This window comes from Thermoleptolyngbya sp. M55_K2018_002 (genome assembly GCF_015295965.1).
Lineage (GTDB): Bacteria > Cyanobacteriota > Cyanobacteriia > Elainellales > Elainellaceae > Thermoleptolyngbya > Thermoleptolyngbya sichuanensis.
In genome coordinates, this window is sequence record NZ_DVEA01000007.1 from 1 (window position 1) to 10,942 (window position 10,942).

Below are 10,942 nucleotides of genomic sequence, written 5' to 3' on the forward strand. Positions count from 1 at the left end.
GGACGCGCTGGCGGAGGGAATGCTGACGGGCGAAATCCGCGCAGGCGACACGGCTATTGTTGATCTGGACGACGACGGACAGATCCGCGTTCGCCGCCAGGATGTGCCAGTGCTGCAATCCGTCAATTAAGTCCGTTAAGTCCGTTAAGTCCGTTCATTAATCAAGTTAATGAAAAGGCATTGCTCCCGCAGGGCCGACTTGACTTGTCGCCTCCCATGTGGGAGCAATCGTCCGGACTATCGACCGCAAGGAGCGTATGCACTGAAACTGAGCGCCAAGATATCGAAATGATGAGGCGTGATTTCGGCGATTTCTTTTGGCGATCTGTCGAGTCATCGTCTAAGCTATGCTCAGTATTTAACGATAGTGCTGGAATTAACCTTGCTGAAGCTGAAATTGATGGTGTTGAAGCGTTTTCCTCTCTTGGCTCTGCCGTTTGTGTTGGGTGCAGGGTTTTGGGCGCGTCCGGCGATCGCCCAGGCGTTGATTCCCCATGTGCCCCAGTTGGACTATGCCCGCATGGAGCAGCAGGGGCTGAGTCTGGCGCAGGAAGCGGCGCAACTCGCGCAGTTTCAGCAGTATGAACTGGCGCTGATTCGGGCGCAGTTGGCGACGCAGCTCGTGCCGCAAAATGGGCAGGTGTGGGCGCTGCTGGGCAGTCTGTATCTGCAAGTGGGCCAGGGCGACAAGGCGATCGCCCCCCTACTCAAGGCCGAGTCCCTTAGCCGAGAAGACCCGGCGATCTTGTTTGCCCTGGGCACGGCCTATTTTCGCGCCGAGAACTATGCCCGCTCCGCCGAATACCTGCGAAAAGGACTGGCACTAAAGGACGACGAACCCGGTGCCTGGTTTGATCTGGGCAATGCCTACTACATGCAAAAGCGCTACGCCGACGCGATCGAGAGCTACGAAAAGTCGGTCGAGCTTCAGGAAGATTTTTGGCCGTCCATCAACAACATCGGGCTGGTGCTGTATGAAATGGGCGACATCGACGGGGCGCTGGAAAAATGGCGCGAGGCGATCGCCATCGACGGAACGCAAGCCGAACCGCAACTTGCGGTCGCTGTGGCGCTGTTTGTGCAGGGCAAGCAGGAAGAAGCGCTGGCGATGGGCGAAGCCGCCCTCAACCTGGACGATCGCTATGCCGAGATCGACTTTTTGCGGGAAAACCTGTGGGGCGATCGCCTGATTGAGCAAACCCGACGATTCCTCCAGCTTCCCCGGATGCGCGAGACGCTGGCGCAGATTCGGCAGTCAGGAGGTTAGGGCGAGGGAGAGGAGAAAGAGGGAAGAACGAAGAGGGAAGAGCGAAGGGAGAAGAACGAAGAACGAAGAGTGAAAAGTGTCCGTTTTTCGTTCTTCATTTCTTCGCCTCTCCCCTCATCACCCCACCCTCGGCCGCTGAGCTGGTCTAGGAAATAGCGTGCGGAGCGTGCGATCGCGCCCATGTAGCGTTTCGTAGAAGAAGAACGACACGCCCGCAAAGCCCTGCTGCCGAACGGCAAAGACCTGCTGGCGGATCACCTCTGGGCGGGCGGGACGATCTTTGAGTCCGGCTAGGATGCCGATGGCAACGGGGATGTGGCTCCGGGCTTCGACAATTTCGGGGCGGCTGAGTTCGGCTGCAAAGCTGGACAGGTTATCCCGATAGATTTGAATAATCAGTTCTTCTACATAGCCGCGCCGCTCCCAGGTCTTCCAGTCTTGCAGATAGTGGCGATAGGCGTAGTCCTGGGTGTTGGGCGACAGGGCCACCAGGCAGTCGGGGCGGTAGGATTTCACGGTTTCAAACAGGCGCACCATCAGAGCAGAGATGCGGCTGGCTCGCCAGCGTGTCGGGCGGCGACTGGCTCTGATGCTCTTGCTGGTAGAGCCGGATGGTGTAGGGGTCATAGCCCAGTTCGGCGGGCAGCCCAAAGTGGTCGTCCAGTTGCAGCCCATCGATTTCATAGTTGGCGGCGAGTTCGGCAATTAGGCTCAAGATGAATTCCTGCACCTGCGGATGGAATGGGTTCATCCAGACGCGGGGCCAGATCCCTTCCATGACCACCTGAGAGCCGTCGCGCCGCTGCGTCAGCCAGTCGGGATGCCGTCGCGCCAGTTCCGAATCGGCCGGAGCCATAAAGCCAAACTCGAACCAGGGAACCACGGCCATGCCCAGGCGATGTCCCTGCTGCACGGCTTCAGCGAGCATATCGCGCTGCTGCAACCCAGAGTGGGGGTCTACCCGTCGCCCAATGACGCGCTCGGCCGTGGCGCTGGGATACAGCGTGTAGCCCCAGTTCCAGACAGTGGGATAGATCGTGTTGAAGTGGAGGCGGGAAAGGCGGCGGAGTCCCTCGGAGAGGCGATCGCTCGAAAACAGCACATCGCTGTCGATGTTGGTGAGCCAAACGCCCCGCAGTTCTGTGGTGGGCAGCGCAGCCTGGGCCATCCCGCCCAGCGGCAAGTGCAGCAGCATGGACAGCGCCAGACCCAGCGCGATTAGCCTCGTGCGCCAGGAGCGAAACGGCCGCCGCTGAAAAGCCGTGAACACGCTGGCAGGAAAGGCCGAAAAAGGAGGTGCTTGCAGGAAAGCGGGGTAGAACTGTCGAAATTTCACGATTTGTCGTGGGATTGACTTTTTTGATTGGCTTTGCAGATAGATTTTAGGATTTCTCTACTCAAGCAGAAGTTCCCACAACAAGTTGCCCCTGTCAGCACAAACACCATCTAGAGGGTAATTACGGCGGCAATCTGAGCGATCCACCGACCGCACCTGCTGCGCCGTTTCTCAGTCTCACCGCCGATTGCCAGGTCAAGGGGGTATGGGGGACGCGCTTCGTCTCCCAAGCAGGGATTTTTGGGAAAAGCGTCCCCTAAGGATTGCTGGCTTGGAAAACGCTACCCGCCGCAGAACCCCGCTCCACAAAAAAGCCGCCTCTGCGAATGCGGGAGCAGCAAGTTCATACAAATGTACTAGAATCAAATTACTCTTGGGGCAGCAGCGACATGATTTGCTCAACAAACCGCTGGTGATCCACCACGGGCTTGGAGATATAGTCGTCGGCTCCGCTCTGCTTCAGGAAATTCTCGCGATCGCCCTCCATCGCATGAGCCGTAACCAGAATAATCGGCAAATCCGCCGTTTTGGGATCAGCCTTCAGCATTTGGGTAATCTTAATGCCGTCCACGGGCTTGCCTTGATAGACGCTGTGCGACAGCGACACGTCCATCAAAATGATGTCCGCCGCTCGCGCCGTGGCAATCTCCATGACCTCATCCACATTCTCGGTATGGCGAACTTCTAGCCCGCCCCGCTTGGTCAAAATCTTGGAAAAGACGCGAGCGTTAATTAAATCGTCTTCAACAATTAGAACAGTCTTCATGCTAATCGTCTAACTCCCCGTTATTCACCCTTATCCAAAAGCATGAAATATCTCCTACCCCAGCAGTTAAGGAAACATGATGAAGAACTATAAAAGAGTGATAAAACCTGAACATAGCATCTCACAAAGCATTTCACAAAAGTCTAGCTGGCAATGATGGCGATCGCCCTGTCTTCCTATCCCCCTCGGTTAATTCGCACCAGCAGATTCCACCCATCGCCCCCAAGCCCGCGCTCTACTTGCAGATTCTCTGCAATTCAGTAATGCTGCTGATAAATGCGAAATTAGCGCTATGGTTGGGTTTCGGGCATCGCTTACGCCCCTGTTCTCTCGCTTGTTTCACCTGCCTTTTAGTCCTTAAACACGCTCATGGCTAGACAGCTCAACCTCTCCGCCGGCCAAGTGGTGGCCACAGCGCTGCATACCGAAGTGCAGCAATCCTATCTCGAATACGCGATGAGCGTCATCGTGGGGCGGGCGCTGCCAGACGTGCGCGACGGGCTAAAGCCTGTGCATCGCCGCATCCTCTACGCCATGCACGAACTGGGACTAACGCCCGATCGCCCCTTCCGCAAGTGCGCCCGCGTGGTGGGAGACGTACTGGGTAAATATCACCCCCACGGCGACCAGGCGGTGTATGACGCGCTGGTGCGGATGGTGCAGGATTTTTCCAGTCGCTATCCGCTGCTGGGCGGCCACGGCAACTTCGGCTCCGTAGACGACGACCCGCCCGCCGCCATGCGCTACACCGAAACTCGTCTTGCTCCTATCAGCCATGAGGCGCTGCTGACGGAAATTGGCGAAGCCACGGTCGATTTCATCCCCAACTTCGACAACTCGCAGCAGGAACCCGTCGTGCTGCCGGCCCAGTTGCCGACGCTGCTGCTGAATGGATCGTCCGGTATCGCCGTGGGCATGGCGACCAACATCCCGCCCCATAACCTGGGCGAAGTGGTGGACGGGCTGGTGGCGCTGATCGACAACCCCGACCTGCCCGATGACCAGCTTTTTGCGCTGATTCCTGGCCCCGACTTTCCCACAGGCGGCGAAATCGTGGGCACGGAGGGAATCCGCGATGCCTATACCACCGGGCGCGGCAGCATCGCCATGCGCGGCATTGCCCAGTTTGAAGAAATTCAGCCGGGCCGGGGTCGCCATCGCCGCACCGCCATCGTCGTCACAGAACTGCCCTTCCAGGTCAACAAAGCCGCCTGGATCGAGAAAATTGCCGATTTGGTGAACCAGACCCGAATCGAGGGCATTCAAGACATTCGCGACGAGAGCGATCGCGACGGGATGCGCGTGGTCATTGAACTCAAGCGCGAAGCCAACCCCCAGCGGGTGCTGAGCCAGCTTTATAAGATGACCCCACTGCAAAGCAACTTTGGCGCAATTTTTCTGGCGCTGGCCGACGGGCAACCGCGCCAGATGCCGCTGCGGGAGCTATTGCAACAGTTCCTCGCCTTCCGCGAAGAAACCCTCACCCGCCAATACAGCTATGAGCTAGACAAGGCAGAAAGCCACATTCACATCCTAGAGGGGCTGCTGCGGGCGCTGGCAAATTTGGATCGGGTGATTGAAATTTTGCGAAACGCGCCCGACGGCGGCGCGGCCAAGATCCAGTTTCGAGAAGAGTTCGACTTTAGCGATCGCCAGTGTGATGCCATCCTTTCCATGCCGCTGCGTCGCCTCACCGGGCTAGAACAGCAAAAACTCCAAACCGAGTACGATGAAACCGCTGCCCGAATGCAGGAACTCCGCACCCTCCTGAGCAACCGCCGGGAGCTGCTGAAATCTCTGAAAAAAGACCTGCGGGCCCTCAAGAAAAAGTTTGCCGACCCGCGCCGCACCCGCCTGCAAACCGAAACCGAGCGGGCTGAGGAAGCCGAAACCCTAGCCGAAATTGCTGAAGAAGTGATTGAGGAAGAAGTGGTGCTGGAGTTTACCCAGCGCGGCTACGTGCGCCGCTCCACGCCCAAAGCCTTTGAGCGGCAGCAGGCTAAGCAAGAAGACATTCCGCCCAAAACGCTGATCGACAGCGAAGACCCCGCCCTGCAAACCGAATCGGCGCTGACCACGCAGGAGCTACTCGTCCTCACCCGCAGCGGCAAAGCCTATACGCTGACGGTAGGCGATATTCCCCCCACCTCGCGCCAGTCGCGGGGAACGCCCCTGGTGACGCTGCTGCCGCCGGGAGCGCAGACCGGAGACGATGCCATTGTGGCGCAGTTTGTGCTAGCTCCAGAGTTTTTGGAAAGCCTAGATTTGGTGATGCTGACGGCCCAGGGGCGGATCAAGCGGGTGCCGCTGGCGGAGTTTACAAACCTGACCGGGCGGGGACTGACGGCGCTGAAGCTGAAAGACGGCGACACGCTGCAAATCGCGCTGCTGGCGGCTGAGGGCGAACAGCTTGTGCTGGCGACCGCAGGCGGACGGATGCTGCGGTTTGAAATCAACGAAGACCAGCTTCCGGTGCAAAGCCGCACTGCACAAGGCTTGCAGGCTATTCGCTTGGGCAAGCAAGAAACCCTGGCGGGCTGCGTTGCGCTGACGGCGGACGACGAGATTCTGCTGATTTCGCGGCAGGGCATGGGCAAGCGGCTGCCCGTGCGGAGCCTGCGTCTGGCGAATCGTGGGGACTTGGGTCAGGCGCTCCAGTTTGTGGCCAAGACGGATGCGGTGGTGGGGCTGGTGCCGGCCTACGACGGGACGATGGTCACCGTGCTGACCAGCGGCGATCGCCTCGCCCGCCTTCCTGCCGAGTCCTTCCCCAGCGGCACGACGAGCGGCGAAAAACTGCTCAAGCTTGCCAAAACCGAGTCCATTACTACCCTCATTCCCGCCCTCTTGCCCGCCGAAGATGAGACTGAAGAGGCTCAGGATGAGCAATAGTTTTTCTCTTTCTCAAATTCCAGCCACAGCAACCCGCAGCGTGTCCTGATTTGTGCCCTGATTTGATGTTTTTTGTGCCGAGAGTGTAATCGTAAAAACACCCAATTACAGCGGGCGATCGCCCTCGTTTCCAAGAAAGTTCTCTAATTTTGTCGATGGCCTGTAAAGTGCTGCTTCTTACACTAGAAGACTCAAACCTTTCAATTCACCCAATATATCGGTTCACTCAATCCGTTCCCTGAATGTTTTCTCCCAACCAATCGCAAATAAGGGTCTTATTCCCAGCGCTAGTTTTTGATAGCTGCTCGGTCGAGACAGACAGCCCCAAAATGACGGTCAAAGCGGTTCAAGAGAAACCTTCACCCAACATCCACTCGGTAACGTTTGCAGATATAATGCGATTTCCGAATGGCTCAGGGTGAAATGTTCTTTCTACCATGCCATCAGGCGCTCCGGCATCACGGCAACTAAGTCTAGCTGCTCCGAGTTTTTTCTATTACTAAGCAGGCGACGATTTGCCATCCTTGGTTGGCACCGATCGCTGCATTCATAACATCAGCCATAGTTTGACTAGGGACATGAACCCTGAACAGTCTCTTCCGCCTCCAGAGTATGGCGACGCTGTTACGGGTTTTCCCATCCGTCCGTCCATCTACGATGAGCGCATCGGAAACCCAGCCGCCAGACCCCTCACCGATCTCGAAGCGAATCCCATCTTGCAAGTCCTCTTTGGGCTGTCTTTTGACGCAGTGCTGGCGTTTGACGATGCGGGCTATTGTCGGGCTGCCAACCCAGCGGCCAGCAATCTTCTGGCACTGCCCGTGGACGCACTGTGTCAGCGGCGACTCCAGGATTTTGTGCCGCTAGAGTACCAGTCTGAGACTGCTTGGGCCCACTTTTTGCGCGATCGCCAACAGTCTGGACAAACGCTAATTCTAAAAGCCGACGGCCGCTTGCGCTGGGTCGCCTATCGGGCGATCGCCGCCGGCCTTGCTCCAGATCTTCACCTGACAATTTTGCGAGATCTGGGCGATGCCCATGATTCTGAAAACGACCCTGAACGAGAGGCTAGCAAAGAGGCTGACAAAGAGGCTGAAAACCTGGAGGGGCGATCGCTGGCTGACATGCAGCAGACCCTCGCAACCGAACAGCAGGCAATTGAGCGAGAGCGCTTCATTACCCGGCTAGCACAAACCATCCGCCAGTCGCTCGATTTGCAGACCATGCTCCATGCCACAGTGGAACAGGTGCGACACTTCCTCATGGTGGATCGGGTGCTGATCTACCAGTTTCAGCCCGACTGGAGCGGCAAAGTCGTCGCCGAGTCGGTCGCCCGCGACCCTTTATCACTGCTCGATCGAGTCATCGAAGATCCCTGCTTCGCAGCATCCTTGTCCCTCCCCGACTCGCATCCCTACGTCAGTGGTCGCATCCATCGCGTCAACGATGTGCAGCGTGATGATCTGTCGGACTGCTATCGAGAGATGTTGACCCAGCTTCAGGTGCGGGCGGTGCTGATCATTCCCATCGTCGTGAAAGATCGGCTATGGGGACTGCTGGTGTCTCACCATTGCATCGCGCCGCACCAGTGGGATGCCCTTAGCGAAGACCTGCTGCAACAGCTCAGCACCCAACTGGCGATTGGCATTTCCCAGGCCGAACTGTATCGACAAACCCAACAGCAAGCCCAAAAAGAACAGCTTGTGAACCAGCTTGTCCAATCTGTTCGCAATTCCCTGGATTTGCAAACGGTTTTCGCCAACGCCACGACTGCGATCGGCGAAATGCTGCGGCTCGACCGGGCGGAACTGGTGCGCTATCAGCCCGAACACGGCTGCTGGATCAACGTATGCAGCTATCGCAACCGCCCAGAATTGCTTGATGCCAACGGGGTGGTCATTCCCGATGAAGGCAATCCAATCGCAGCCGGGCTAAAACAACTCCAAGTCATGCAGGTGAGCAGCTTGGCCAATGAACCCGACCCCATTAGTCAATCCTTTGCGGAGCATTTTCCGGGTGCGTGGATGCTGGTTCCGATTCCCCGAATTGGCATAGCCGAAACGGAGGCGGCAGAGCGGCGGGTGTGGGGGTCGCTATCGCTGAACTATCAGCAACCGTCGCGGCAGTGGCAAAGCTGGGAGTTGGAAACGGTGCAGGCGGTGGTTGATCAATTGGCGATCGCCATTCAGCAGGCGAGCCTGTATCAGTCGGTGCAGCGGCTAAATGATAATTTAGAACATCAGGTCGCCCATCGCACTGCTCAATTGCAGCAGGCGCTAGAGTTTGAGGCACTGCTGAAGCGAATTACTGACAAAGTGCGCGACAGCCTGGACGAAGCCCAGATTTTGCAGGGCGTGGTGGAGGAGGTTGGGCGCGGATTGCCCGGTATCTTGTGTTGCCGGACTGCAACCTACAGCCCTGACCTGCAAAGCAGCGTCATCGGCTATGAGTACACGACCTGGCTGCCCAGCGCCGAGGGGCAGGTCGTGCTGTTTTCCGACAAGCCAGATCTGTATCGACAACTGCTAGCGGGGCTGCCTTTTCAGTTTTGCCAAATGGCTCCTGATCCCGTGCCCCAGATGCAAGAATCTCTGGCGGTTCTAGCATTTCCGGTGTTTGACGATCAGGGGATTTTGGGCGATATCTGGCTATTTCGGGAGCGCCAGCAGTGGTTTAACGATGCGGAGATTCGCCTCGTGCAGCAGGTCGCAACGCAATGTGCGATCGCCATCCGGCAGGCCCGACTTTATTACACATCGCTGTCTCAGGTCGAAGAGCTAGAGCGGCTCAATCGCCTTAAGGACGACTTTCTCAGCACGGTTTCCCATGAGCTACGCACACCGATTGCGGGCATTAAGATGTCGATTCAGCTTTTGGAAATTCACCTGAATCGGCTAGGCATTTTGGGCGATCGCACCAACCCCATCACGCGCTACTTCCAAATCTTGCAAGACGAGTGCCAGCGCGAATCAGACCTGATCAACAACCTGCTTGACCTGTCGCATCTTGATGCTGAGGTCGATCCGCTGCTGCCCAGCGAAGTCCGCCTTGATCTCTGGGTGCCGCACATCGCCGAAGCGTTTATCGAGCAGACCCGCGACAATCAGCAGCAGTTGTTCATTAACGTTGCAGCAAACCTGCCCCCGCTCATCACCGACTCGTCCTACCTGGAGCGCATTTTGACAGAGCTGCTGACCAACGCCTGCAAGTATACCCCTGCTGGAGAGCGCATCACCGTCGAAGCCAGACCGTGGAACCGACCGCGCAACCACCAACAGAGTAGCCAATCTTTCGCCGACCCAACCGAGCCAACCTATCCCAACGCACCGACCCTCTTCCAAATCTGCGTTACCAACACAGGGGTTGAAATCCCTGAAGCAGAGCGCGATCGCATTTTTGAGCGGTTTTATCGCATTCCCAGCAACGATCCCTGGCGCTATGGCGGCACAGGACTGGGGCTGGCGTTGGTCAAGCGGCTGGTAGAACGACTGGGCGGGGCGATCGCCGTTGAAAGCAGCCACACCGAAGACAGCCGGGGAGAAACCTGCTTTACCGTTACGCTGCCCAGCTTGGAGTTGACCTCAGGAGAGCGCTAGGGAGCGGGGGCAAGGCCGAGGAGCTTTCTAAAGCATTTCTGAAGCATTTCTGAAGCATTTCTCGTCATCGCCTTATCCGCTTGTTTCCCATCACCCAGCCACTCGTATCGGCCCGTCCACGCTGCCCGTAAAAAACTGCCGCATGGCTGGATCGTCCGTCGTGTCGATCTCCTCCACTCGCCCTTCCCACTGCACTTTGCCCTCATGCAGAAAAACAATGCGGTCGGCAGTGCGGCGAATGGTGCTGTGCTGGTGGGTCACAATGGCGTAGGTGGTGCAGCCATCCTCGGTGCATTGCAGCTTGCGGATTAGGTCTTCAATCACGGTGGAGGCGATTGGGTCTAGCCCGGCAGTTGGTTCGTCATAGAGCAGCAGTTCAGGATTATCTGCCGGATTGTCAGGGTTTTTTAGGATGGCGCGGGCAAAGCTAACCCGCTGGCGCATCCCGCCAGAGAGTTCCGACGGATAGCGATCGCCCGTTCCTGGCAACCCCACCATTTCCAGCACCCGCTCCACCTGCTGACGAATTTGGTGACGCGGCAACCGAGAGTGCTGATACAGCAAAAAGCCAACGTTTTCATCCACCGTCAGCGAATCGAACAGCGCCGCCCGCTGAAACACCATACCCACGCTAAAGGGATCTTTGCCCTCATCTACCAGCCCCATGCGGCGCTGCCCTTTCAGATAAATCTCGCCTGCATCCGGCGCGATCAGCCCCGCAATCAGGCGAAGGATGGTTGATTTTCCGGTGCCCGAAGGGCCGATAATGCCTACTGCCTCATTGGGGTAAATGGCTAGATCCACTTTGTCTAGCACGATGCGATCGCCAAAGGCCTTGCTCACACCGCGCAATTCAATCAACGGTTCGCCCATGCTTTGCGCCTGTGTGCCTGCTTCCAGTGTTCCTTCCCCCAGGGTGCTTGCTTCCAGTGTGTCTGCTTCCAGTGTTCCTGCTTCCAGCGTGCCTTCCCCTGGTGTAACTGCTTCCAGTGTGCCCTCTTCTTGCATCCGCACGTTCGCTTCGTACATATATCCCGCCGACTAGTATCCCGCCGACTAGAATCCTACCAACTGGCCTCCCTCCG

Annotated in this window: 5 protein-coding genes and 1 pseudogene; 3 read left to right on the forward strand and 3 right to left on the reverse strand. The window is 57.5% G+C overall.

What is annotated here, in order from left to right; genetic code table 11:
• Positions 1-424 precede the first annotated feature (424 nt).
• Entirely contained in the window at positions 425-1,267 is an 843-nt protein-coding gene (locus IGS51_RS00220; RefSeq protein ID WP_297074756.1) for a tetratricopeptide repeat protein, read from the forward strand.
• Between the two features lie 117 nt (positions 1,268-1,384).
• On the opposite strand, the pseudogene IGS51_RS00225 reads toward IGS51_RS00220, so the two are convergent.
• Both IGS51_RS00225 and IGS51_RS00230 read right to left on the reverse strand, forming a co-directional pair.
• Positions 1,385-2,462: pseudogene (locus tag IGS51_RS00225) on the reverse strand (glycoside hydrolase family 10 protein).
• 508 nt (positions 2,463-2,970) lie between these two features.
• Entirely contained in the window at positions 2,971-3,369 is a 399-nt protein-coding gene (locus IGS51_RS00230; RefSeq protein WP_172358233.1) for a response regulator, read from the reverse strand.
• A 369-nt stretch (positions 3,370-3,738) separates the two neighbouring features.
• Here IGS51_RS00230 and gyrA point away from each other — a divergent pair, with 369 nt between their 5' ends.
• Both gyrA and IGS51_RS00240 read left to right on the forward strand, forming a co-directional pair.
• A complete protein-coding gene (gyrA, locus tag IGS51_RS00235) occupies positions 3,739-6,261 on the forward strand; it encodes a DNA gyrase subunit A (protein ID WP_297074757.1) in 2,523 nt (840 codons plus the stop codon).
• A gap of 578 nt (positions 6,262-6,839) precedes the next feature.
• Positions 6,840-9,857 (forward strand): GAF domain-containing protein, encoded by a 3,018-nt coding sequence (locus tag IGS51_RS00240; RefSeq protein ID WP_297074759.1) that lies wholly within the window; start codon positions 6,840-6,842, stop codon positions 9,855-9,857.
• 90 nt (positions 9,858-9,947) lie between these two features.
• Here the strand turns inward: IGS51_RS00240 and IGS51_RS00245 are convergent, their stop codons facing one another.
• Positions 9,948-10,730 carry an ABC transporter ATP-binding protein gene (locus IGS51_RS00245; RefSeq protein ID WP_297074760.1) on the reverse strand — a complete coding sequence of 261 codons (783 nt, stop codon included), beginning with the start codon at positions 10,728-10,730 and terminating at the stop codon, positions 9,948-9,950.
• Positions 10,731-10,942: the final 212 nt, after the last annotated feature.